This is a genomic window from Hyphomonas neptunium ATCC 15444, assembly GCF_000013025.1.
Taxonomy (GTDB): Bacteria; Pseudomonadota; Alphaproteobacteria; order Caulobacterales; family Hyphomonadaceae; genus Hyphomonas; species Hyphomonas neptunia.
In genome coordinates this window covers 3,425,914-3,449,621 of the sequence record NC_008358.1, presented here as the reverse complement: position 1 = coordinate 3,449,621, position 23,708 = coordinate 3,425,914, and the positions used below count along the sequence as shown (strand labels likewise).

Below are 23,708 nucleotides of genomic sequence, written 5' to 3'. Positions count from 1 at the left end.
GATTGCAGAGGGTTTACCTGTGGGGGGCGCAGATTTCCAGAGAAACGGGCAGAAGGGGGCGGTTTTGCCCCCGAAATTGACCCGAACGGCGTATGCTCCCGCTCAGCGCGGCAAGGCGGCGACGATCCGGTGATACTCTTCCAGGGTTTCCTCGAAGATCTGGGCGACGGGTTTAACCTCCTTGATCCGCCCGGCCACCTGACCGGTCAGCGCGATGCCCGCTTCCAGATTGCCGCCGAAGTAAACGTCCTGCGTGCCGGCAAACTCGCCGAAAATGTTGGGGCTGCCGTCTTTTTCCAGCCGCGAAGTGCGCTCTGTACGCAGCGCGCGCAGGGCCGGGCCGGGGCCGGCGCGGTTGAGGAAGACGGTGTCGGTCGCATCGGCGCCAATGATGGCGTCCTTCCAGTTGGCGTGGACGGGGCTTTCGGCGCAGGAGAGGATGCGCGTGCCCATCAGTACACCTTCGGCGCCGAGGGAGAAGGCGGCGGCCATGGAGCGGCCATCGGTGATGCCGCCCGCGGCGACAACCGGCACGCTGACAGCTTCGCAGACCTGCGGGATCAGTACCATGGAAGCGACATCCTTGGCGTTCTTGAAGCCGCCGCCTTCGCCGCCCTCCACGATCAGGCCGTCAACGCCTGCCTCAATGGCGCGCAGGGCGCCGGCGAGGGAGGGGACGACGTGGAAAACGGTGAGGCCGGCTTCCTTCAGGGTGGCGGTGTATTTCATCGGGTCACCGGCGGAGGTGGTGACGAATTTGATGCCCTGGTCGATGATGAAGGGGATGATGTTCGGATCGCGCACGAAAGCCTGGGCGACGTTTACGCCGAAGGGCTTGTCGGTCAGCGCCTTCATTTTCTTGATTTCTTCGCGGATGGCGTCGAGCTCGCCCGAAGAGGTTTCGATGATGCCCATGCCCCCGGCATTGGAGACGGCCGAGGAAAGCTGCGAACGCGCAATCCAGCCCATCGCGGCCTGGATGATCGGCTTCTCGATGCCGAGCATGTCGGTGATGCGGGTCTTTACGGGCTTGGCGGGCATGGGGTTCCTCCGGGCGTTTTTGGGTTTCGCCGGAGATAGAGGCGCCTGACGCGGCGGGAGGCAAGAGGCTTGTCGCTCAGCCCCCGCGCGGCATCGGCGTTCCGTAGAGCCCGGCGAAATGCCGCGCGATCAGGCGAGCGGAGGGAAGGAAGGCGTGTCCACCTGCTTCATTGTAGGTGACGCTGGTTGCGCGGGGGGAGCCGGCGGCGAGCACCAGGGTGGGCGCATTATGGTTGCCCGGCCCGAGCAGGCGGACCAGCGGTTCGCGCGGATGCGCAATGCCGACATAGGCGATGTCCACCGTTTCCTTCAGCGCCGGATACCAGGCGATGAGACCCCAGATCTCGGCACATTCCGGGCAGAATTCGCGCTGGCCATTGGCTTCGAAGCCGGGCGGAAGAAGAAACAGCGTATCGCGCGTCATGGCGGAAGATCCTGTCAGGCGGTGAAAAACCCAAACAAGCCCTGACCGGCCTGCGTGGCAAGCCAGGCAAGGGCGCCGAGATAGACCAGCGTGGCAAGGATCAACAGATAACCGACTATCACGACCAGCCCATCGCGCTGGGACATGCCGATGGACATCAGCAGGATCGCATAGGCGGGCAGGGTGTTTGAAAAGGGAATGAACCCGAAGGGCGCCATCAGCAGCAGCGCAGAAAAGATCAGCGCCACGCCATTGACCCGCGCGGGCACGCCCGTTGCCGTGAGCCCTTTCAGGCGCGGGCGAATGTAGCGCTCGATCCGGGCGACTACGCCGAGGCCGCGTTTCAGCGAGCCTTTGAGCTTTTCGGCGTCGAACTCTTTCCGGGCGAGCCGCCTGGGCAGCCAGGGCATGCGGTTGGCGGTAATCCCCGCAGCAATCAGGATGATCGCGGGACCAAACACCGAGCTGAGCCCCGGTATGGATATTGGCAGAAGGAAGGGGATGGTGAGCAGGGCGCACAGGAACAAGAGGCCCTGTTCCCCCATCAGATCGAACAGGCGGTGCAGGGAAATGGTCGGCGTGTCGATTGACTCCAGAGTTTTCTCCAGGGTGACATGGAGCGGGTCTCTCGTATCCTGGAAGTCTTGTATTATCGGCCGGTTCACTTGCGCTCCTGTCTCCTGACCCCGGCAGATGGGGCTGGAAATGCGGGAAAATAAGGGCAGGCCGGCCGAAACACGCCGAATTATGACTTTGCCCGCCCGCCTGGCGCAACTAGGCTGGCGCCAAAGCAGGCCGGAGGAACCATGAGCGCGCATTACGACATCACGGCAGAAAAATGGGAACGTTTCACCTTTGAACGGAAGGGCCGTGTGCTGACGGCCTATATCACCTCCGATCATCCGGTGAACGGCGTGGACGAGGCCATGCACACAGAGCTGGCGCTTGTGTTCAACTGCCTGCAACGCGACACCGACAGCGACCTCATCATCCTTTCGGCCAAGGGCCGTGCCTTCTGCGCGGGCGGGGATTTTGACTGGTTTGAGGAACAGATCGCGCATCCTGAACGCTTCCGCGCCATCGGCTGGGACGCCAAGCAGATCGTGGTGACGCTGCTCCAGATGGAAAAGCCAGTCATTTGCCGGATGAATGGCGCGGCCGCAGGCCTGGGCGCGACGATTGCGCTGCTGTGCGATGTGATCATTGCCGACGAGACGGCCAAGATCGGCGATCCGCATGTGAAGGTCGGCCTGGTGGCAGGCGATGGCGGCGCGCTGATCTGGCCGCAGCTGATCGGTTTTGCCAAGGCCAAGGAACTTCTGATGACGGGCGACCTGCTGAGTGCGCCCGAAGCCAAGGCGCTCGGCCTCATAAATTATGCCGTGCCGGCCGCAGAGCTCGACGCAAAAGTGGACGAGATCGTCGGCAAGATCATGGCCAACCCGAAATGGGCGGTGCGCTGGACCAAGACGACCGCCAACATCCCCCTGCGCGCGCTCGCCGCGCAGATGATGGATGCGTCCATCGGCTGGGAAAGCGTCTCAAACTATCTGGGCGACCGGAAAGAGGCCGTGGCCGCTTTCAAGGAACGCCGCGCGGCGAAGCTGACGGGGGAGTGAGGAAACACTCATCCCATTTGACGCGCCGCCCAACCCGTACTAAATCCTCGTCCGTGGTGATTTGGCCGGCCGGCTTGCAGCCACGTTAAACAAGTCGCTAAAGGGCCGAGATGCAGGAAACCCCGGCTTTCCGGGCCTGCCTTTCCCCCTCCGTTGCGGACGTGTTTATTGGACCTGAAGCGGGCCGATGAGGATGTTTGAGCCATGCCGATCCGGATTCCTGATACGCTGCCTGCGCGTGAGACGCTGCTGAAAGAGGGCGTGGCCGTGATGACGGAGACTGATGCCGTGCGCCAGGACATCCGCCCGCTGCAGATCGCGCTTTTGAACCTCATGCCCAACAAGATCCGCACCGAGACGCAGATCGCCCGGCTGATCGGCGCCTCGCCCTTGCAGGTGGAGCTGACGCTCGTGCGCGTGGGCGGGCACACGCCGAAGAATACCTCGCAGGAACATCTGATAAGCTTTTACCAGACCTGGGAAGAAATCCGGGAGCGGAAGTTTGATGGCTTCATCATCACCGGCGCGCCGATTGAGCAGATGCCGTTTGAAGAGGTGAATTATTGGGAAGAGCTGACCCAGATATTCGACTGGACGCAGACGAACGTGCATTCGCCTTTCTATATCTGCTGGGGCGCGATGGCGGCGGCGTATCATTTCCATGGCCTGCCGAAATACCAACTTGAAGCGAAAGCTTTCGGCGTGTTTCGCCACCGGAATCTTGATCTGGCCTCGCCCTATCTCTCGGGCTTTTCCGATGATTTTGCCATTCCCGTTTCGCGCTGGACCGAAGTGCGCCGCGCCGACGTTCTGGAGCGCCAGTCCCTCCGCCTGCTGATCGACAGTGATGACACAGGCCCCTGCCTGCTGGAAGACCGCGCGCGGCGCAGCCTCTATATGTTCAACCATGTCGAGTATGACTCCTTCTCCCTGAAGGAGGAGTTTGAGCGCGACCGGGAAGCGGGCAAGCAGATCCAGGTGCCGTTTGGTTACTATCCCGGTGATGACCCCGCGCGCCAGCCGCTCAACCGCTGGCGCAGCCATGCCCATCTCCTGTTCGGTAACTGGATCAACCAGACGTACCAGTCGACACCGTTCAGCCTTGACGAAATCGGGCAATAGACCAGAACTGAGGCATGACCAGTTTTGCCGCAGAACCTGAGCACGTAACAGAGATCCGCCGCCAGCTTGCCCGCTGGGTGGCCGAGAAGATGCCGCGCGAGAAGCGACGGGAGTGGGACCGGGAGGCGACCTGGGACCGGACCCTCTTTCGCGAGATTGCGGAGATGGGGCTGATCGGCCTCACCATCCCCGAAGAATATGGCGGGCAGGGGGAGGATATCTACGCCGCCGCTGCCGTGATCGAGGAGCTCTGCCAGGGCGGGCCGAGCATGGCCGGGCCGTTCATCCATGCCGCCTTCTATGGCGGGCTCAACATTTCCGAGAACGGATCGAAAGCGCAGAAAGAGGAATTGCTGCCAAAGCTCGCGCGCGGCGAGCTGTTCCTCGCTTATGGCCTGTCGGAGCCCAATGTTGGCGGCGACCTGCCGAGTGTTGGGACGCGGGTGGAGCGTCAGGGAAACGAGATTGTCATCAACGGCGCCAAGCGCTGGTGCACCGGGGCGGACTGGGCCGATTACATCTATTGCCTCTGCCGCTCGGGCGAGCCGGGTGCGCGGCATGGCAATCTCACTTTCGTCCTTGTGCCAACCAATGCCAAGGGCGTCAGCATGCAGGCCATCGAGCACGCGAACCTGCGCTACACTCATTCGATGGATGTTTATCTCGATGAGGTTCGCCTGCCCGAGAGCGCCATCGTCGGCGGGCCGGAGAAGTGGAACAAGGGGTGGGATGCGCTGGCCGGCCGCGCGCTGGACGTTGAGAAGATCGAGATCACAGCGGTCGCCTTCGGCCTTGCGCGGGCTGCGCTGGAGGAGGCCTGGCGCTATGCCGGGGAACGCGAGCAGTTCGGCAAGCGCATCGGCCAGCATCAGGCGATTGCCCACAAGCTGGTGACCGCGCGCACGAAACTCGCCGCCTGCCGCCATATGCTTTACCACGCCGCCTGGCTGGCCAGCACCGGCCAGCCCTGCTCGGCAGAGACGGCGATGGCCAAGCTCTATGTGGCCGATACGGGCGTCGAGATCGGTCTTGCCTGCCAGCAGGTGATCGGCGCCTATGGCCTCTCGGACGCCTATGACATCGAGCGGAACCTGCGCGATCTTCTGGGTATGCCGATCGTGGGCGGATCATCGGACATGCAGAAGAACAACCTTGCCCGGATGTGGCGGCTCTGATGGACGCGCCCGCCGCGCCGGAGCTTTCCTATGCCGCGTATTTCAACGACCCTCTGAAACGGGCGCTGGTGCGCGCCGTTGAGCGGGCAACGGGACAGCCCAGGCTCGCGCGTCTGTATGAGCGCTACCGCGCCGGAGAGCTGGGCGAGACAGGCTTCTTCGAAGCCGCGATCCGCCTTCTGGAACTCACCATCCTGTTTGACAAAACCCGCCTGGCGGACCTGCCCGCAGACGGCCCGCTGGTGATCGTGGCGAACCATCCTTTCGGTGTGCTCGACGGGCTCATCATCAGCTGGCTCGTCGGGCAGCGGCGCGAGGATTTCCGGGTGCTGACCAATTCGGTGCTCGATGCCGTGCCCGAAGCGAGGCCGTTCCTGTTGCCGGTGGACTTTGCCGGAACACGCGAAGCCGTGGCGGCCAATGTGGCGATGCGCCGGGCGGCTCTGGCGCATGTGAAGGCCGGGGGCTGCGTGATCGTATTTCCGGCGGGCGGGGTCTCCACCACGCCCGGCCCGTTTGATCCCCTCGCGGTGGATGATGACTGGAAACCCTTCACCGCCAGGCTGATCACCCAGGGACGCGCCGCCGTGACACCGATTTTCTTCGAGGGGCAGAATTCGCGTCTCTTCCAGATCGCCTCGCATCTGTCGCTGGAGCTGCGCCTGGCGCTGGTGTTCCGCGAAGTGCGCCGCCGGATGGGCAAGACCCTGACGGTCGGCATCGGGGACACCCTCTCGCCCGCCCTGCTGGAGGCGGCGGGTAAACGGCGTGATCTGATGGCCTTCCTGCGCGATCAAACCTATGGACTTGCGCCGGAGGGGCGGGCTTTGCGATATAATGAGGCTACGGCCCGCTTCATGGCGAAAAAGCCACGCGTGTTCCGCTGATCCGGGAGGGGAAGGCATGAGCGATTCGTTTGAAAGCGCCGCCGATACGGCGATCGAGCATGCCGCGGCGGATGCGGCTGCCGGGCTCGCCCGCGGCCGGGGCACAGGCGCTGACACCCATTGCCGCAATTGTGGCGCCGCGCTTGAAGGTGATTTCTGCCATGTCTGCGGGCAAAGCGCACAGAGCGTGCGCCGGCCCTTCTGGGCCTTGCTGGCCGAAAGCCTGGAAACCCTGTTTGCCGTGGATGGCCGCCTTGCGCGGACGGTGCCTGACCTGCTGCTGCGGCCGGGGCGGATGACGCGGGCGTATCTGGATGGCCAGCGCATGCGCTTCATTCCGCCCTTCCGGCTTTATGTGGTGGCCTCGCTGCTGTTCTTCGTGTTGCTGCCGCTGGTGACGGGGCAGGGCCTTTCGGTGGTGCCCGGCGGCGCGCAGAACTTCGACGAGGCGCGCGAGCAGATCGAGACAGCCTATGCCGACGGCGACATGACCGACGCCGAATATCAGGAGGCGATTGCGGGCCTCACGGAAGTCGAGCGCCTCTGGCGCAGCGGCCCCACAAATCTCCTCACACCGGACGCTCCGACCCCGCCTGGCGAGACCGATGCGCCCGCCGCCGGCGACGAGAGTGAATGGGCTGGCTTCATGCCGGAAGAGGCGCTCGACGCCGTGCGCGCGGCGGGGGCGGAGGGCGACCCGGAAGCTGCGCGGTTTGCCGAGGTGATGGACAATCCCGGCCAGCTGGCCGAACAGACGCAGGAATGGATTCCGCGCATGATGTTCGTGCTGCTGCCGGTTTATGCCTGCCTTCTGGGTCTGGTGTATCTCTGGCGCCGGCAGTTCCTGTTCTATGACCATCTGATCGTATCGCTGCACTTCCATTCTGCCCTGTTCTTCTCGATGGCGATTGGCATGCTGGCGGCTTATGTGGTCGGCGTCGGCTGGGTGACCCTGGCGATCATCGTTTATTCCAACTGGTATCTCTATCGCCTGAACCGGACCGTTTATGGCCGGGGGAGGTTCAGTTCGGTGCTCCGGGTGCTGACGCTCGACAGCATCTATTTCTGCATCCTCATGTCGGCGTTGCTGACGGCGGTGATCCTCGGGGCGTTGTCGCTGTGATTGCTCCGGGGACCCTCCGCGCCGAAGCGCTGACGCTGCCTCACGCGGTTGAGCGGCCCCACTTCGACTGGGCGAGCTTTCGGGTAGACGCGCCGAAGGGCAAGATTTTCTGCACATTGCCGCCCCATCACGAATTTTCGAATGTCTTCCTCACGGTCGATGAACAGCAGATGCTGTGCGCGGCGGAGCCGGACATCTTCTTCCCCGTGCCCAACAAATGGGGGGAGAAGGGGGCGACCTCGATCCGGCTGGTCGCGTGTGATCTTGTCACGCTGCGCTCGGCACTCACGCTCTCCTGGCGCCATGCTGCCCCGGCGAAGCTCCAGGGTCTGCTACCGGGAAGGTAAGCGCAAGGCTTGCCATCCAGGGCCGGAATGGCGGATGGTTTCGCAAAACAAGAAACAATCAGGGGGAGATCACCATGCCATCGAGGGCACGGACCGGCTTATGGCGCAGCCTCGTGGTGGCAGGCGCTCTGCTCGCAGGGTGCGCCGCGCCCCAGGCGCTCAGCGGTGAGGGCGCCGGCGAGGGTGCTACGGTATTTCTCAACGCCCGGATCATTACCGTGGATGAGACCCGGCCCGAGGCAGAGGCGGTGGCGGTAAAGGACGGGCGCATCCTTGCTGTCGGAACGCGCGAAGAGGTGACGCGCATGGCGGGCGCAGGCGCCGCGCTGCGCGATCTGGGCGGGGCAACCCTCGCGCCGGGTTTCATCGACACGCACGGCCACTTCGCCCTCATGGCGCAGGCCGCCGGCATGGCCAATATTCAGCCCCCGCCCGCCGGCCCGGTCCGCACGATCCCGGAATTGCAGGCCGAACTCGAAATCTGGAGCGGGCGACACCCGGACGCCGCCTGGATCACCGGCTGGGGGTATGACGATTCCCTGCTGGCCGAGCAGCGCCACCCGACCCGGCAGGACCTTGACGCCGTGTCGACGGAAAAGCCGGTGATGCTGATGCACACCTCGGCCCATTTTGCGGTGTGCAATACCCGCTGCCTTGAAATACTCGGGCTCACGGCGGAAACGCCCGATCCCTCCGGCGGGGTCATCCGCAGGGAGCCCGACGGGCGCACGCCCAATGGTGTGCTTGAAGAATCCGCGCTCTATCTGCTTTACCAGCACCTGTCCCAGCCCGGCGAAAGCCAGCGCATTGCGGGCATCCTGGAAACCCAGACCCTCTATGCCCGCTATGGCATCACCACCGTTCAGGAAGGCGCAGCCCGGCCCCAGAATATCCAGGATCTGAAAAAGGTTGCCGGTCAGGGCGGGCTTTATCTGGATGTCGTTGCCTACCAGCTGTTCCCGGACGGCGCGATGATTGCGGAGGATTTCACGGTTTCGAAAACCTATGAAAACCGCTTCCGGGTCGGGGGCATCAAGCTGCTGCTCGATGGCTCGCTCCAGGGCAAGACAGGCTGGATTACCAAACCCTATGTCAGCCCGCCTGCGGGGCAGGCGGAGGGCTATTCAGGCTATCGCATTCATACCGATGAAAGCGTCGCGGCCCTGTTTGAGGCTGCCTACAGCCGGGACATCCAGATCATCGCGCATGCCAATGGCGACCGGGCAATTGATCAGTATCTGGACATGATCGCGCCGGTGATCGCGGCCCATCCGGAGCAGGATGCCCGCCCGGTCATCATTCACGCCCAGGCAGCCCGGCAGGACCAGCTGGAAGAGATGGCGGCGGGCAACATCATTCCGTCCTTCTTTGCGGCGCATCCCTTCTATTGGGGCGATTGGCACCGGGACGCAGTGCTGGGCCCAGAGCGGGCGGCCTTCATCAGCCCGCTCGCCGCCGCAAAAGCGCTCGGGATTCCGTATACGGTGCACAATGATCCCCCGGTCGTCCCGCCCGATGTGATCCGGCTGCTCTGGGTGGCCGTGAACCGCGAGACCCGATCGGGGGAAATCCTTGGCCCGGACCAGCGCGCAGGCCCGATGGACGCCCTGCGCGCGGTGACGCTGAATGCGGCCCGCCAGTATTTCGAGGAAGACGAGAAAGGCTCCATCACGCCCGGCAAGAAGGCAGACTTCGTGGTCCTGTCAGATAATCCGCTGACGATAGACCCCGCTTCCATGCGCGATATTCGCATCCTTGAAACCATCAAGGAAGGCGTCACCATCTACAGCGCTGAATTGCCCGAGGACAAATGACCATGCAAACCACGCTTGCACTGCTTCAGCCGCTTCTTCCCGAGCTCGCCGCCCGCGCGGGAGATATGGAGGCGGCGCGGCGCCTTCCGGCAGACCTTGCGCAAAAGCTTGCCGCTGCCGGTGTTTTCCGGATGGTGACGCCCAGGACCTTTGGCGGACTTGAGCTCAGCCCGCGCGAGATTGTCGAGGTCACCGAAGCGGCCGCCCGCGCCAATGCCAGCGCCGGATGGTGCGTGATGATCGCCGCAACCACGGCGCTCAACGCCGCTTATATGGCGCCCGAATATGCCCGCGAAATCTACGCCGATCCGTTGACAATCACCGGCGGCGTTTTTGCGCCAATGGGCAAGGCGGTGGTGGAGGGGGATCACTACCGCGTTTCCGGCCGCTGGCAGTGGGGCTCGGGCTCGGCCAATTGCAGCTGGCTCTGCGGGGGTTGCACCGTCTGGGAAGCGGACGAGATGAAGCGGTTGCCCAGCGGCGCGCCCGACACGCGGATGATGGTCTTTCCCGCTTCCGAAGTGACCCTGCATGACACCTGGCATGTGATGGGCCTGAAGGGCACAGGCTCGGGCGACATTGAAGTGAAGGACATTCTGGTGCCGCGCGGGCGCTCGGTATCGCTGGTGGCCGATGCGCCGCGCGAATCCGGGGCGTTGTTCAAATTCCCCGCCTTTGGTCTGCTGGCGCTGGGCGTTTCGGCCGTCGCGCTTGGCAATGCGCGTGGCGCGCTGGACGCGTTTCACGCCCTCGCCACAGTTAAGAAAAGCCAGGGATCATCCAAGACGCTCAGCGAGCGCCAGGCCATGCAGGCAGACTATGCCCGCTGTGAAGCCCAATGGCGCGCCGCGCGGGCTTATCTTTTTGCAGAGATCGACCGTGTCTGGACAATTGCGCAGGGCGATGGCGCCATTCCGATGGAGGCGCGCGCTGATCTGCGCCTGGCGTGTACCCATATGACCCGCACCGGCGCCGACATCTGCCGCACGTTGTATGATCTGGGCGGGGGCGCCGCCCTGTTTGAGGCCAGCGACCTGCAACGCCGCTTCCGCGATGCTCATGCCATCACCCAGCATATCGTCACCGCCCCCTCTACGCTGGAACTGACGGGACGCATTCTCTTTGGGCTGCCGACCGATGGCGCCATGGTGTGAGCATTCTGGCGGGAAGCCGGTTTTTGTGGCATCCTGCTGAAAAGTGCGCGGAGGAGACGGGAGGATCTGCCGATGCAAAGCGCCGTGGCGTTTGGAGGGTGGACGCGGTTTTGTGCCGCCGCGCTCGCCTTGATGAGCCTCTGCCTGCCGGGCGACGCCTCGACCGGGCGCCTCACATTTCCGCTTTCGCTGAATGACGCAGGCTATTTCGTGACGCCCATGGCGGTAAACGGCGCTGAGGAAATGCCCGCCATCATTGATACAGCCGCCACGATTGCCATGATCGAAAGCCGAGCTGCCGGGCGCGCCGGCATAGAAGTCCCGCCTGCGGATGAAATTCAGGTTCCCGTCTTCGGCCTTCTCGGGCAGCGGGAGTTTCCCCTGATCCGTATCGGTTCCATCAGCGGTGACGGCGGACAGGTTGCCCAGCTGGCCGCCGCCTATAACAACCGGGAACAGATGCCGGGCGGGCCGCTGGTCATCCCGGCAACGGCCTTTGGCGGGGATGTGCTCGATTTTGATTTTCCGGCCCGGCGCTTCACGGTCTATGAAGGCCGCCCCAAGGGCACATCCGGAAGCGCTGGCCGGGGCGGGTTGATCCTGGAGGGCGGCCTGATGTTTGCGGAAGTTTCCGTCAACGGCGTCAAGGGCCGCGCCCTCATAGATACAGGGTCGCCGTTCAGTTTCATGAACACGCAAATGGCCCGCGCCGCGAAGGCGCAGCAGGACGACGAGAAAACCCAGATGTTGCAAGGGGCCACCGGCGGGGCGATGGCGGTGTCGGTCGCCTCGGTAAAGCGTCTGTCGGTTGCCCGCTTCAGTGTCCGCAGGCTCAACATGATTGTTGCCGATCCTGCGATGTTCGATGATCTCGGCCTGAGTGATGAGCCTGCGATGCTGCTGGGTCTCGATCTCCTGTCTCTTTTCCGTGTGCAGATAGATCTGCGCCGGGGATACCTCATCCTCACCCCGAAAGACGCTGGCCCCAATATGGCGATCAATCTGAATGCACGGGATACCCGCATTCCCCAATAACTGTTTGGGCTTGCCTTGCCGGTCAGCTTTCTGAATGGTCCACCCGGCAGGGCGGGCGATTACGGGGGAAGCCGATGGCAGAGCAGATGAGCATTGGCATCGCCGGGGCCGGGGTCGGCGGGTTAGCCGCCGCTGCGTTGCTGGCACGTGAAGGCCACCGTGTGACCGTGTTTGACCAGTTTGAGGCGGCTGGCCCGGTCGGCTCCGGCCTGATGCTGCAGGAAACCGGGCTCGCCGTGCTCGGGGCCCTGGGCCTGCGCGCCCAGGCAGAGGCGCTCGGCACACCGATTGCGCGCCTTCACGGCATTTCGGTGGATACGGGCCGCGCCGTGCTCGATGTCCGCTACGCGGCTCTGCGGCCGGCGCTTTCCGGTCTCGGCATCCAGCGCGCGGTGCTGTTTGATGTGTTGCAGGCCGCAGCGCTGGCCGCAGGCGTCCGCCTCGTTACCGGCACGCATATCGTGGCTGCCGATCCCACCACTGCGACGCTGACAGATGCGGCAGGCGGGGTGCACGGGCCGTATGATCTGGTGATCGACGCGCTGGGCGTGCGTTCGCCGCTGTCGTCGGCGCCGAAGAAAGAGCTGACTTATGGCGCGCTCTGGGCCACGCTGCCCTGGCCGGTCGGGAGCCTTTTTGACCGGTCCGCGCTCGAGCAGCGCTATGAGGCCGCACGCAAGATGGCGGGCGTCATGCCCTCGGGCCGGGCGGCACCCGGCGCGCCGGACAGCCTTACCTATTTCTGGTCGATCCGCGCCGATCAGTATGAAACCTTCCGCGCTGCGCCGCTCACCCACTGGAAAGATGCCGCCCGCCGCCTCTGGCCGGAAACCGACATCCTGCTCGATCAGATCACGGATCATGAGCAGTTGACCTTCGCCCGTTACCGTCACCGCACGCATGCCTCCCCTGTAAAGGATCGCCTCGTGCATATCGGCGATGCCTGGCACGCGGCGAGCCCTCAGCTGGGGCAGGGCGCCAACATGGCGCTGCTCGACGCCTACGGCCTCTTCCAGGCATTGAAGCAGGAGGCCGATGTGCCTGCCGGCTTGCGCCGCTTCCTGAAGATCCGAGCCGACCATGTCCGCCTATACCAGCTGATGACCTGGGCCTTCACGCCGGTCTATCAGTCCGACGGCGCGGTGACCCCCTGGCTGCGCGACCGGCTCGCCGCGCCACTGCTGCGCCTTTGGCCCGCGCCGCCCTTGCTGGCTGGGCTCGTGGCCGGGGGCTTTGGCGCGCCGCTGAACAAGATGGGGCTGACTGTAGAGCGTTAACGCTGACAGCTCGGGCAATAAAACGTCGAGCGCCCCGATTGCACGATCCGCTTGATCTCCATCCCGCAGCTTTTGCACGCCTGCCCCTCGCGGTCATATACATCAAACCGGTGCTGGAAGTAGCCGAGCGCCCCGTCCGTGGCGGCAAAGTCTGAAATCGACGATCCGCCCGCCGCAATCGCTTCGGCAATCACCGCGTTGATCGCCGGGGCCAGACGGGCAGCGCGTTGGCCCGGAATGGTTTTCGACAGCCGCTTGGGCGAGATGCCTGAGCGGAACAGCGCTTCGCAGACATAGATGTTGCCGAGCCCCGCAATCACCTTCTGGTCCAGCAGCGCGGCCTTGATCGGCGCTGCCTTGCCGCGCAGCGCCTCGTCCAGATAGGCGTGGGAAAAGCCGTTTGAGAGCGGCTCAGGCCCCATCGTCATTAACCTTGGGTATGCCAGGAATGTGGCGGCAGGCCAGAGCTCCATGAAGCCAAAGCGGCGGGGGTCGTTGTAGGTGACAGTCTCGCCCCCCTCCATATGGAACACCACATGGTCATGCGCCGCGATCCCGCCGGCGCCATAGTGAAACTCCCCCGGCATCTGCCCGCCAATCGTAAACCGCCCGGTCATGCCCAGATGCATCACCAGCACTTCCCCGGTGGAGAGGTGGGCGGCGAGAAATTTCGCCTGCCGGGCGAGCCGGTCGATCCGCGCGCCCGAGAGCCGCTCGGCAAAGCGCTCGGGCAGGGAAAACCGCAGGTCCGCCCGGCGCTGTTCCAGCTTGACGATGCGCCGCCCCTCCATGACAGGGGCAAGTCCGCGGCGAACTGTCTCGACTTCAGGTAATTCAGGCATCGTTATCGCATATACGCTAAGGCATTCGCAGGTAAGATAGGTTCCCATGACCGGTCAGGACAGCAAAGAACGCATCGTCTCCTTCGGCTTCGAAGATGTGACGGAAACCGAGAAGGTGGCGCGCGTGAAGGGCGTCTTCCGCTCGGTGGCGTCCCGCTATGACCTGATGAACGATCTGATGAGCGCCGGGGTCCACCGCCTCTGGAAGCATGATGCGATGAACCGCATCAACCCTCAGCCGGGCGAGCGCCATCTCGATGTCGCCGGCGGCACAGGCGAACTCGGCCGCGCTTTCCTCGATCTGGCGGACAAGGCCGGCAAGCGCCGCGGCGACACGCGCCAGGCCACCGCCATCGTGTCAGACATCAACGACGCCATGCTCGAAGCGGGCAAAGCGCGCAGCGACAACGCCCGATGGGGCGACCGGCTGAGCTGGGTCTGCGCCGATGGACAGAAACTGCCCTATCCCGACAAGAGCTTTGATGTGGTGACTGTGTCCTTCGGCATCCGCAACTTTGCAGACCGTGTTGCGGGCCTGAAGGAATTCCGCCGCGTGCTGAAAACCGGTGGGCGCCTCGCGGTGCTCGAATTCAGCCATATGACCGCGCCGATCCTGCAGGACGCGTATGACCGCTACAGTTTCGCCGTCATCCCGCGCCTCGGCGAACTCATCACCAGCGACCGGGACAGCTATCAATACCTGATTGAATCTATCCGGAAATTCCCGGACCAGCAGACGTTCAAATCCGAGATCGAAGACGCGGGCTTCTCCCAGGTCTCCGTCACAAACTACTCCGGCGGCATCGCCGCCCTGCACTTTGGCTGGGCGGTCTGATGCGCGCGGGGTCAGTTCCCGTCGATGTCGATGCCATCTTCGCCGATGGAAATCTCGACCTTGTCTTCGCCGCCCGGCCCTTCGGTGAAGTAGTAGATGCCAAAACCGATGGCACCGGCCACCAGAATGCCAACGATGAAGTACATAAGCTTGTTGGATGAGGGGGATGTAGACATGATTATTCTTCGCCTCCTGACGATATTCCTTTCCGGACAACGCGCTGCAATGCCGATTGGTTCCACAGAACCGGGCGCGCGCTAGATGGGCATGTTCGCTGACTATCGGCGGCTCATCCGTGCGGGCACATCCCTGGCCCGCCACGACGTCGTGCTGCCTGGCGAATATCAGTCCCGCCTGCCGCTTCCCGCCCGCATTGCCGGCGGCGTTCTGCGCATTTTCGGCGGCGGCGCGAAAGGGCGTCCGGGCGAACGCCTCGCCCATGCGCTTGAGCGCCTTGGCCCGGCCTATATCAAGCTCGGCCAGTTCCTTGCTACCCGGCCGGATGTATTCGGTTCCGAAGTCGCCGGGGATCTTGCCCGCCTGAAAGACAAGCTGCCGCCTTTCCCCATGAAGCAGGCGCGCGCCGCGCTGGCGGCCGAATTCGGCGCCGCCGAGGCCGCGCGCCTTTTCCCCGGACTGGGCGAGCCCGTGGCGGCCGCCTCCCTCGCGCAGGTCCACCGCATGGCGCTTCCCGATGGTGACCGCGCGGTCAAAATACTCCGCCCAGGGATCGAGCGTCAGCTGACGCTGGAGCTGTCAGCCATGCGCCGCGCGGCGCGCACCATCGAAGGGGTGTCCACCGAAAGCCGCCGCCTGAAGCCCGTCGCCTTCACCGAAACCATCGCAAACGCCATGCTGCGCGAGACAGACCTCCGCCTGGAAGCGGGCGGGGCGGATGAAATGCGCGAGATTTACGAGAAGACCGGCTTCTTCCGTGTGCCGAAGGTCGACTGGGAGCGCACCGGCAAGCGGGTAATGACCGCCGAATGGATCGAGGGCATTCCGTTGACGGCCCCCGGCGTTCTCGACCAGCCGGGCATTGACCGCAAGCGCCTCGCCAACGACATCACGCAAGGCTTCCTCGCCAGCGCCATCCATCACGGCGTCTTTCATGCCGATATGCATGAAGGCAACGCCATCCTGACGCCCGAAGGCACGATTGCGCTGGTTGATTTCGGCATCATCGGCCGCATCGGCATCATCGAGCGGCGCTTCCTCGCAGAAATCCTCTGGGGCTTCCTGAAGCGCGATTACATGCGCATCGCGCAGGTCCACTTCGAGGCAGGCTATGTCCCGCCCAGCCAGTCTGTGGGCGACTTTGCCCAGGCCCTGCGCTCCATCGGGGAGCCGCTGTTTGGCCGTCCCGCCGAGGAAGTCTCGATGGGCCGCGTTTTGCTGCAACTCTTCGATTACACCCACACATTCGGCATGGCGCTGCGCCCCGAACTTGTCCTCCTGCAAAAAACCATGGTGCAGGTCGAAGGCGTTGCCCGCACGATTGACCCCTCCCACAATATCTGGAACGCGTCAGAGCCCGTCATTGAAGGCTGGATGCGCCGGAATTTCGGCCCCGAGGGCGCCGCGCGCTTCATCAGCGAGAATGTCCGTGAAGTGACAAACCGGTTGAAACGCCTGCCCGAAGTGATGGACCGGTTCGAGAAAAGCCTTGAGGCCGAGCCCGCCCCGCCGCCACCCCGCGAACGCTTTGCCCCCTGGTGGGGCTGGTTCGGTCTGGTTATTGCGCTCGCCGCGACCGCCGCCTGGATTGTTCAGGAACTCGCCTGACCTGACCTGCCTTGCCTGTCCCGTGCCGATTGTGCATTTTCCGGCGCAAGGAGGGATGGAATGATGGCTTACACCGGCGGCTGCCAATGCGGAAAATATCGCTACGAGATGGACGTGCTGAAATGGGGGCATGTCTGCCATTGCCGCATGTGCCAGCGCGCAACCGGCGGCCTTTTCGCGGCTCTTGTAGGTGCGCCGAAGGACGAGTTCCGCTGGACCGGGCAGGCGCCGCCTGTGTTCTGGAGCTCCAATCTCGCCGCGCGCGCCTTCTGTCCCGATTGCGGCACCCCCCTCGGTTTCACTTATGATCGGCCAACATCCTCCCAATATGTCACCATTGGCAGCCTGGATGCGCCTGAAGCCGTCGTCCTCGAAGAACAGTTTGGCATCGAGTCAAAGCTGCCCTTCGTTGAGTTTTGCGAAAACCTGCCGAAGAAAGCCACGGGAGAGGGGCAAACGGCTGAGGGGCTGGCCTTCCTCGCCCAGCTGAAACCGAAGCAGGTTTAAGGCCGGGCGAATTTCTCGCGGCTGTGGCGCACCCTGTCCTGTGGGGTTCCCGTCAGAGGCGTAAGCGCTTTTTCGCGTTAAGACTTCGGTTACCTTCTGCGGCTCCGCCACCAGAAGGGAGCCGGATCGATGAAGCTCGCAATTCTCCTCGCCGCCACATGTGCGCTCGCCGCGCCCGCCTTCGCTCAGGGCCTCGCGGGCGCAAATTGCAGCAAGGCCGCGCAACTTGACGTTTCTGATATGGAAAAGGGCGGCGTCATTATCATCACCGGCCCCTGCGCAGACGCGGGCCCCGCCCGCGAAGTCATCCACATGGCCCGCCCCGGCGAGCCCATGGCCACCACCGTCGTCATCCGACGCCGCGACGCGGGCGCCTCTCAGCAGAGCGCCGTGATCAAGGTGTCCGACCGTGCCGGCTTCTCTGGTTCCAGCCAGGCCCGCATCATCCGCGTTGGCGACTGAGGCGCCAAACCTTGCCGGAAAGTTGAGGCCGCGCGCGCATTCGCGGGGTTTTGATGGCGTCCCGGCAATGTTTTTGCGCTAGAAACGCGGCCAGTCACACCCGATATAGCGGATATATGAGCGCCAAACGCATCCTACTCGTCATCGGTGGCGGCATTGCCGCCTATAAAAGCCTTGAGCTCATCCGTGAGCTCGGCCGGCGCGGCATTGGCGCGCGCGTCATCCTCACAAAGGCGGGCACAGAGTTTGTCACGCCGCTCTCCGTCGCCGCGCTTTCCGGCGAAAAAGTGTATACGGAACTCTTCAGCCTGACCGACGAGACCGAGATGGGCCATATCGAGCTTTCCCGCTCGGCCGACCTCGTCGTCGTCTGCCCCGCCACCGCAGACCTGATGGCCAAGGCCGTTCACGGCCACGCCAACGACCTTGCGTCCACCACGCTGCTCGCCACTGACAAGCCGGTCCTCATGGTGCCCGCCATGAATGTGCGCATGTGGCAGCATGGCGCCACCCAGCGCAACATTGCCCAGCTCCGCGCGGATGGCGTTACAGTCATGGAGCCTGATGTTGGCCCGATGGCCTGCGGCGAGTTCGGCCCCGGCCGCCTGCCGGATGTGCCGCGTATCGTGGCGCAGATCGAGGCGATGCTCCGCCCCCGGCAGAAACGCCTCGCCGGCCGCCACGCCCTCGTCACCGCCGGGCCGACACGCGAGCCCCTTGATCCGGTGCGCTACATCTCCAATCATTCCTCCGGCAAGCAGGGCTATTCCATTGCTGCGGCCCTCGCCGCCGAAGGCGCCAGGGTTACGCTCGTCTCCGGCCCTGTTTCTCTCCCAGCCCCTGAAGGCGTCACGCTGGTAAAGGTCGAAACCGCCCGCGAGATGCTCAAGGCCTGCGAAGATGCTCTGCCAGCGGATATCTTTATCTCGGTCGCCGCCGTCGCAGACTGGCGCCCGGTGAAAGCGGCCGACAAGAAGCTCAAGCTGAAAGGGGAGGGCAAATCCCCCGCCATCGAGCTTGCCGAAAATCCGGACATCCTGCGCACGATCAGCCACAAGAAGAAAAAGCGCCCGGCACTCGTCATCGGCTTTGCCGCCGAGACCCACGACCTGGAGCGCCATGCGAGCGAAAAACTCGCCCGCAAGGGCTGCGACTGGATCGTTGCCAATGATGTCTCCGGCGACGTCATGGGCGGCCTCGAAAACGAGATCGCCCTGATTACCCAGGCCGGTATCGACCGCTGGCCCCGCATGCCCAAGGAAGCCGTCAGCGCCCGCCTCGCCGAAAAGATTGCCGAGGCCTTTGCTGGCGATGCAGACGGCCTGTCCCTCGCGGCGGAGTAAGCTCCCCGCTTGACTCCTCCCCAGAGTCTCCCCACCCGTCGCGTCATGACCGATGTGACCGTTCAAGTGCTTCCGCTGCCCCATTTTGCCGGGCTTGATCTTCCCGCTTACGAGACGGCGGGCTCTGCCGGCATGGATGTCCGCGCGGCGGTGCCAGATCGCGAACCGGTTATTCTGGCCCCCGGCCAGCGCGCCATGGTGCCCACCGGTCTTTCGGTCGCGATTCCCGAAGGCTACGAAATCCAGGTCCGCCCGCGCTCTGGCCTTGCCGCCAAGCACGGCCTTACCTGCCTCAACACGCCCGGCACGATCGACAGCGATTATCGCGGCGAAATCAAGGTCATCCTGATCAACCTCGGCGCTGAGCCCTTCACCATCCAGCGCGGCGAGCGGATTGCCCAGCTCGTGCTGGCCCCGGTCACGCGGCTTGCCTGGACTGAGGTTGAGGCGCTCGGCGAGACCGCGCGCGGGGCAGGTGGCTTCGGCTCCACAGGCCGCTGACGGACCGCTTATGGGGCGTCCTCTCCAAAAATAATGGCCCCCGCCGTTCAATTTTTCTTGAACGCGAGCCCATCTTCCCCACATATTGAATATCAATAAGGAGGGAGTGGTCATGGCAGCAGCTTTTTACTTCTTCGTCGGGGCCTTCGTGTTCTGGCTGGCGTTCCGGTCAGGCCGAAAGCGCGGCGCAGAGCAGAAGCGGCCCGACGCGCGCGACGCCGAGTTCGAGCGTCTGACCGCCCGCGTCCGCACGCTGGAACAGATCATCACCGACCGCGATTGGCGCCTGCGCCGCGATATTGACGGCCTCGGCTGATGCTGGCGGCAGACGCAATCCTGCATTATACAAACTCAATCTGCGCATAAGGAGGCGTCCCATGGACCCATTCACTATGGTTATCGCCATTGTCGCCATCACGGTCGGCGCCGGGCTGATCAAAACCTGGATCAAGGCACGCGAAAACGCACCAGCCGATATGGCAAGCCAGTCAGACATGGTTGCCATGCGCGACGAAATCGGCCGCCTGAAGGATCGCGTGCGCGTCCTTGAGAAAATCGTGACCGACAAAGAACGCGATCTGGCAGAAGAAATCCGCCGTCTCGCCTGAGGCAGGCTAAACCAGAACGCCTTCATCCTTGCGGAATTTCGCCAGAAGGTAAGCGGGCGTCTCGTCGATCTTTTCCAACTCGCCAAAGGCAAAGGCTTCCCGGTCCAGCACAAGGTCGCGCGGGCGCAGGGGGCGGGAGATTTCAAGCCCCTCCAGCGTGCGCGCGCGGGAGAAGGCCACATACGCCTGTCCGTGGGCGAACATTCCGGAATCAAAGTCGATGAACACCTTGTCCAGGGTGAGGCCCTGCGCCTTGTGGATGGTCACGGCATAGGCCAGCCGCAGCGGCACCTGCTTGAAGGTGCCCACCACTTCACGCTTCACCTTCTTCGAATCCATCTCGAAATCGTAGCGGTATTTCTCCCAGGCCGTCGGCTCGATCTCATAGACCCGCCCATCTATGGAGACGATCACCGTGCGTGAGGTAAACCCTTCAACGATGCCCAGAGAGCCGTTCACCCAGCGCCCTTCCGGATCGTTCTTGATCAGCATCACCCGCGCGCCAACCCGCAATTCCAGGTCCATCTCGGTCGGAAAGCTTTTCTCGTCGAACTGTCCCTGCACAGTGGCCGGGAAGCTCTTTCGCTCACCCTTCAGGCCCGCCAGCCGGTTCTGATTGATGCGGAAGGCATTGGCATTGTTCGGCGTCAGCACGACATGCGTATCGGAAGCGTCCGCTGCGCTGCGCCCCGACACCAGCCCTTGCAGGATGGCCTCATCCGAGGGCTTCACCCGGCCAGAGCGCAGCGCGCCCAGCAGAGCCAGAAAGCGCGGCTCTGCCTGGCGGAACACATGTTTCAGGGCCAGCAGCGAAAACTCCGCCTCGCGGAAAATCGGCGCATTGAAAAAGTAGGAGCCGCCATACCGGTCAGCCAGGATCGGCCCCTCCTGAGAGGATACTACAGGTGGCAGCTGATGCAGGTCGCCCGAGAGGATCATCCGTGCCCCGCCGAATGGCCGCTTCGATCCCCGGTTCAGCTTCAGGCTGCGGTCGATGGCGTCCAGCATGTCGGCGCGCACCATCGAAATCTCGTCGATCACCACCGTTTCCACGGCCCGCACCACCCGCGCATTGGGCAGGCGGCGCACATCCTGGGGTTCGACCAGGCGCGGCGGCAGCTTGAAAAAGGAATGGATCGTCTGTCCGCCCGCGTTCATCGCCGCCACGCCTGTCGGCGCCAGTACAACAGCTTTCTCGCCCGCTTCGGCCAGGAATTTACGCAGCAATGTGGTTTTGCCCGTGCCCGCCCGTCCGGTCAGGAAAAGGTTTCCCTGCGCGCCAGCCCCCCGCGCGACCCATTCGGCAGGCGCGGCGTAAACCGTATCCGGGGTGGCAGATGTCATCCCCTCAGGGGCCGACAAGGCGCATCTGGCGCGCGCGGCCTGATCCGCCGGTGCTGGCCACAACCTGCCAGCCGAGCGCCTCATAGGCGCGCCGCGCGATCAGGTTTTCAGAATCCACGTCCAGGCTCAGCGTGCCGGCTGCCTCTTGGCGGGCCACTTCCAGCAGGCCCCGCGCCACGCCGCAAAAGCGCCAGTCTGGGTCCACGAACAGATGGTCGACATAATCTGTCGGCACCTGAAGTGTCAGAAAGCCGATAATGCCGGCATTGGGCTCCTCGGCCACCCAGGCGGGCTGGGTTTCCAGCGCCCGGCGCAATGCCAGATGCTGCCCCCGGTGGCGCTCGCGCCAGGGCATATCCGTCAGGCAATCCGTGAAGATGTCACGGCATTCGGGGATGTCCGCTGCTTCCAGCGGCCTGATCATCCATCCGGCTCCGAAGTGAGTATACATGGCAGCCAAAGTAAGAGGCCGGGGCGCCCCCGTCCAGCGCCAAGCGCGGTAAAACACAGCTGCGCACAGCTGCCATGCGCTGCCCCGGCGGTCATGATCTGACATGCCGCCGGGGCAGGGGGCAGGTTCACATCTGCATCGTCCAGCCTTCGACGCCCATCGCCGCCTGGCGAACGGCTTCGGAAAGCGTCGGGTGGGCATGGCTGGTGCGGGCGATGTCTTCCGAAGACGCGCCAAACTCCATCGCCACGCAGACTTCGGCGATCATCTCGCCAACGCCCACGCCGATCATGTGCGCGCCAAGGATCTTGTCGGTGCCTTTTTCGGCGAGGATTTTCACGAAACCCACCGTCTCATGGTTCGTCCGGGCACGGGAGTTTGCCATGAAGGGGAACTTGCCCTTCACATACTCAACGCCAGCGGCCTTGAGTTCTTCCTCATTCTTGCCGACCCAAGCGATCTCCGGGTTCGTGTAGACGACGCTCGGCACGAGGTCATAGTTCACATGGCCCGCCTTGCCCGCGATCAGCTCGGCCACCGCCGTGCCATCGTCTTCGGCTTTGTGGGCCAGCATCGGGCCGGGGATACAGTCGCCCACCGCCCAGACACCGTCTGCCACCTTGAAATGATCGGTCACTTCGATCACGCCGCGCTTGTCGGTCTTCCCGCCCACGGCTTCCAGCCCAAGGCCTTCCGTATACGGCTTTCGGCCGATGGCGACGATCACGATGTCAGCGTCCAGCGTTTCCGCCGCTCCGCCCTTGGCAGGCTCCACGGCCACTTTCAGCTTTGTCTTGGTCTTCTCGATACCGGTCACCTTGGTGCCCAGCTTGAAGGCGAGGCCCTGCTTCTTGAAGGTGCGCTCGGCTTCCTTGGCCACTTCCGCGTCAGCGGGCGGCAGGATGCGGTCAAGATACTCGACGACCGTCACTTCCGAGCCAAGCCGCGCCCAGACAGAGCCCATCTCGAGCCCAATCACGCCCGCGCCGATCAGCACGAGTTTCTTCGGCACAGCTTTCAGGCTGAGGGCGCCGGTGTTGGAAACAACCCGCTCCTCATCAATCTCGATGCCGGGCAGGGTGGCAGGCTCGGAGCCGGTCGCGATGACGATGTTCTTCGTTTCCAGCACGCGGGTGCCGCCATCTGCCAGCGCCACTTCGACCTTGCCCTTGCCGAGGATCTTGCCCTTGCCCTTGATGTATTCGGCCTTGTTCTTCTTGAGCAGGAATTCGACGCCCTTGGTCAGCCCCTCAACCGCCTCGTCCTTCTGGCCCATCATCTGCGCCAGATCGAGCTCTACCTTGCCGGTCTTGATGCCGAGCGTGGCAAACTCGTTTTGCGCCGCGCTGAAAAGGTGGGAGGTGTGCAGCAACGCCTTGGACGGAATGCAGCCGACATTCAGGCAGGTGCCGCCGAGCTTGCCGCGCATCTCGATACAGGCAACCTTGAGGCCAAGCTGGCCGGCGCGGATGGCGCAGTTGTAGCCGCCGGGGCCGCCGCCGATGATGACGACGTCATAGGTCTCTGCCATGGGAATATATTCCTTTGAGAAGGCTGGTGCGAATCTGGCGCCAACCTAGGCATTCTTGCCTCAAAATCAATCTGCAAAGGCCGAAAACTGGACCTAGCTTCTGCGGATAAACAGAAGAATGCCTGTCAGTACGATCATTCCCGCCGCGCCGATAACTTCATCCATCCAGAGGCTGGAATCTGTCCCCGCCAGAATGAACGCCGCCGCCAGTGCAGCAAACAGCAGCGTCCCGGTCAGCGAGACCGTCGCGCCAAAGCGAATGCCCGCCGCTGCCATCAGCCCGCCAATGATCGCAACGCCCGCCGCCAGAAACCGCCAGCCGTTCAAAAGATCCACCGCCTGCGCCAGCGAACTCCCCCGCGAGGTCATCATCAACACCCCCTCCAGACCCTGCCACAGCAGCCAGCCGGACAGCACAGCAAGCGCGAGGCCCGCGATACGGCGAATTGTCAGCATTAGAGTGCCTCCCCACGGGCGTTTA

General features: G+C 63.8%; 27 protein-coding genes and 1 riboswitch. Of the genes, 18 read left to right on the top strand and 9 right to left on the bottom strand.

Annotation, left to right across the window (positions count from 1 at the left end; genetic code table 11):
• Positions 1-102: 102 nt before the first annotated feature.
• The 3 genes from HNE_RS16260 to HNE_RS16250 form a co-directional block, all read right to left on the bottom strand.
• Complete coding sequence (locus tag HNE_RS16260; protein ID WP_011648255.1) at positions 103-1,041, bottom strand: NAD(P)H-dependent flavin oxidoreductase; 939 nt, start codon at positions 1,039-1,041, stop codon at positions 103-105.
• Between the two features lie 76 nt (positions 1,042-1,117).
• On the bottom strand, positions 1,118-1,465 hold the full coding sequence (locus tag HNE_RS16255; RefSeq protein WP_011648254.1) for a DUF3088 family protein: 348 nt from the start codon (positions 1,463-1,465) through the stop codon (positions 1,118-1,120).
• A 14-nt stretch (positions 1,466-1,479) separates the two neighbouring features.
• Entirely contained in the window at positions 1,480-2,130 is a 651-nt protein-coding gene (locus HNE_RS16250; RefSeq protein WP_011648253.1) for an exopolysaccharide biosynthesis protein, read from the bottom strand.
• 141 nt (positions 2,131-2,271) lie between these two features.
• On the opposite strand from HNE_RS16250, the gene HNE_RS16245 reads away from it, so the two are divergent.
• The 10 genes from HNE_RS16245 to HNE_RS16200 all read left to right on the top strand — a co-directional run bounded on the left by HNE_RS16245 (position 2,272) and on the right by HNE_RS16200 (position 13,018).
• On the top strand, positions 2,272-3,084 hold the full coding sequence (locus tag HNE_RS16245; protein WP_011648252.1) for an enoyl-CoA hydratase/isomerase family protein: 813 nt from the start codon (positions 2,272-2,274) through the stop codon (positions 3,082-3,084).
• Positions 3,085-3,127: 43 nt separating this feature from the next.
• Positions 3,128-3,205, top strand: a riboswitch (SAM riboswitch).
• A gap of 83 nt (positions 3,206-3,288) precedes the next feature.
• The gene (gene metA, locus HNE_RS16240) at positions 3,289-4,206 is read left to right on the top strand and encodes a homoserine O-acetyltransferase MetA (RefSeq protein WP_011648251.1); all 918 of its coding nucleotides are present in this window, start codon (positions 3,289-3,291) and stop codon (positions 4,204-4,206) included.
• Between the two features lie 14 nt (positions 4,207-4,220).
• Positions 4,221-5,381: an acyl-CoA dehydrogenase family protein gene (locus HNE_RS16235; RefSeq protein ID WP_011648250.1), complete on the top strand. Its 1,161-nt coding sequence runs from the start codon at positions 4,221-4,223 to the stop codon at positions 5,379-5,381.
• Complete coding sequence (locus HNE_RS16230) at positions 5,381-6,268, top strand: lysophospholipid acyltransferase family protein (protein ID WP_011648249.1); 888 nt, start codon at positions 5,381-5,383, stop codon at positions 6,266-6,268. The genes HNE_RS16235 and HNE_RS16230 overlap by 1 nt, the downstream gene beginning before the upstream one ends.
• Positions 6,269-6,284: 16 nt before the next feature.
• The gene (locus HNE_RS16225; protein WP_011648248.1) at positions 6,285-7,391 is read left to right on the top strand and encodes a DUF3667 domain-containing protein; all 1,107 of its coding nucleotides are present in this window, start codon (positions 6,285-6,287) and stop codon (positions 7,389-7,391) included.
• The gene (locus HNE_RS18780; protein WP_011648247.1) at positions 7,388-7,738 is read left to right on the top strand and encodes an MmcQ/YjbR family DNA-binding protein; all 351 of its coding nucleotides are present in this window, start codon (positions 7,388-7,390) and stop codon (positions 7,736-7,738) included. The genes HNE_RS16225 and HNE_RS18780 overlap by 4 nt, the downstream gene beginning before the upstream one ends.
• Before the next feature lie 74 nt (positions 7,739-7,812).
• Complete coding sequence (locus HNE_RS16215) at positions 7,813-9,552, top strand: amidohydrolase (RefSeq protein WP_011648246.1); 1,740 nt, start codon at positions 7,813-7,815, stop codon at positions 9,550-9,552.
• Between the two features lie 2 nt (positions 9,553-9,554).
• Complete coding sequence (locus HNE_RS16210) at positions 9,555-10,706, top strand: acyl-CoA dehydrogenase family protein (protein WP_011648245.1); 1,152 nt, start codon at positions 9,555-9,557, stop codon at positions 10,704-10,706.
• 72 nt (positions 10,707-10,778) lie between these two features.
• On the top strand, positions 10,779-11,741 hold the full coding sequence (locus tag HNE_RS16205; RefSeq protein WP_011648244.1) for a retropepsin-like aspartic protease: 963 nt from the start codon (positions 10,779-10,781) through the stop codon (positions 11,739-11,741).
• Between the two features lie 74 nt (positions 11,742-11,815).
• Positions 11,816-13,018, top strand: coding sequence for an FAD-dependent oxidoreductase (locus HNE_RS16200; RefSeq protein ID WP_011648243.1), 1,203 nt, complete (start codon positions 11,816-11,818; stop codon positions 13,016-13,018).
• On the opposite strand, the gene mutM is transcribed toward HNE_RS16200, so the two are convergent.
• On the bottom strand, positions 13,015-13,860 hold the full coding sequence (gene mutM, locus HNE_RS16195; protein WP_035592095.1) for a bifunctional DNA-formamidopyrimidine glycosylase/DNA-(apurinic or apyrimidinic site) lyase: 846 nt from the start codon (positions 13,858-13,860) through the stop codon (positions 13,015-13,017). The genes HNE_RS16200 and mutM overlap by 4 nt on opposite strands.
• Positions 13,861-13,906: 46 nt before the next feature.
• Here mutM and HNE_RS16190 point away from each other — a divergent pair, with 46 nt between their 5' ends.
• Entirely contained in the window at positions 13,907-14,695 is a 789-nt protein-coding gene (locus HNE_RS16190; protein ID WP_011648241.1) for a class I SAM-dependent methyltransferase, read from the top strand.
• A gap of 11 nt (positions 14,696-14,706) precedes the next feature.
• On the opposite strand, the gene HNE_RS18775 is transcribed toward HNE_RS16190, so the two are convergent.
• Complete coding sequence (locus tag HNE_RS18775; protein WP_156950314.1) at positions 14,707-14,871, bottom strand: hypothetical protein; 165 nt, start codon at positions 14,869-14,871, stop codon at positions 14,707-14,709.
• 85 nt (positions 14,872-14,956) lie between these two features.
• Here HNE_RS18775 and HNE_RS16185 point away from each other — a divergent pair, with 85 nt between their 5' ends.
• The 7 genes from HNE_RS16185 (at position 14,957) to HNE_RS16155 (ending at position 19,901) form a co-directional block, all read left to right on the top strand.
• On the top strand, positions 14,957-16,480 hold the full coding sequence (locus HNE_RS16185; RefSeq protein WP_011648239.1) for an AarF/UbiB family protein: 1,524 nt from the start codon (positions 14,957-14,959) through the stop codon (positions 16,478-16,480).
• Positions 16,481-16,540: 60 nt separating this feature from the next.
• A complete protein-coding gene (locus tag HNE_RS16180) occupies positions 16,541-16,987 on the top strand; it encodes a GFA family protein (RefSeq protein ID WP_011648238.1) in 447 nt (148 codons plus the stop codon).
• Between the two features lie 129 nt (positions 16,988-17,116).
• A complete protein-coding gene (locus tag HNE_RS16175) occupies positions 17,117-17,449 on the top strand; it encodes a hypothetical protein (RefSeq protein WP_011648237.1) in 333 nt (110 codons plus the stop codon).
• 116 nt (positions 17,450-17,565) lie between these two features.
• Positions 17,566-18,792 (top strand): bifunctional phosphopantothenoylcysteine decarboxylase/phosphopantothenate--cysteine ligase CoaBC, encoded by a 1,227-nt coding sequence (coaBC, locus tag HNE_RS16170; protein WP_011648236.1) that lies wholly within the window; start codon positions 17,566-17,568, stop codon positions 18,790-18,792.
• Positions 18,793-18,837: 45 nt separating this feature from the next.
• Positions 18,838-19,293 carry a dUTP diphosphatase gene (gene dut / locus HNE_RS16165; protein WP_011648235.1) on the top strand — a complete coding sequence of 152 codons (456 nt, stop codon included), beginning with the start codon at positions 18,838-18,840 and terminating at the stop codon, positions 19,291-19,293.
• Positions 19,294-19,405: 112 nt separating this feature from the next.
• Positions 19,406-19,609, top strand: coding sequence for a hypothetical protein (locus HNE_RS16160; RefSeq protein ID WP_011648234.1), 204 nt, complete (start codon positions 19,406-19,408; stop codon positions 19,607-19,609).
• A gap of 61 nt (positions 19,610-19,670) precedes the next feature.
• Positions 19,671-19,901, top strand: a complete 231-nt coding sequence (locus tag HNE_RS16155; protein WP_011648233.1) for a hypothetical protein — start codon at positions 19,671-19,673, stop codon at positions 19,899-19,901.
• A 6-nt stretch (positions 19,902-19,907) separates the two neighbouring features.
• Here HNE_RS16155 and HNE_RS16150 read toward each other — a convergent pair whose 3' ends face one another.
• The 4 genes from HNE_RS16150 to HNE_RS16135 form a co-directional block, all read right to left on the bottom strand.
• The gene (locus HNE_RS16150; RefSeq protein WP_011648232.1) at positions 19,908-21,245 is read right to left on the bottom strand and encodes an ATP-dependent DNA helicase; all 1,338 of its coding nucleotides are present in this window, start codon (positions 21,243-21,245) and stop codon (positions 19,908-19,910) included.
• Positions 21,246-21,249: 4 nt separating this feature from the next.
• A complete protein-coding gene (locus tag HNE_RS18770) occupies positions 21,250-21,669 on the bottom strand; it encodes a GNAT family N-acetyltransferase (protein WP_049755185.1) in 420 nt (139 codons plus the stop codon).
• A 154-nt stretch (positions 21,670-21,823) separates the two neighbouring features.
• A complete protein-coding gene (lpdA, locus tag HNE_RS16140) occupies positions 21,824-23,227 on the bottom strand; it encodes a dihydrolipoyl dehydrogenase (RefSeq protein WP_011648230.1) in 1,404 nt (467 codons plus the stop codon).
• Between the two features lie 93 nt (positions 23,228-23,320).
• Positions 23,321-23,683 (bottom strand): hypothetical protein, encoded by a 363-nt coding sequence (locus HNE_RS16135; RefSeq protein WP_011648229.1) that lies wholly within the window; start codon positions 23,681-23,683, stop codon positions 23,321-23,323.
• Between the last annotated feature and the right edge of the window lie 25 nt (positions 23,684-23,708).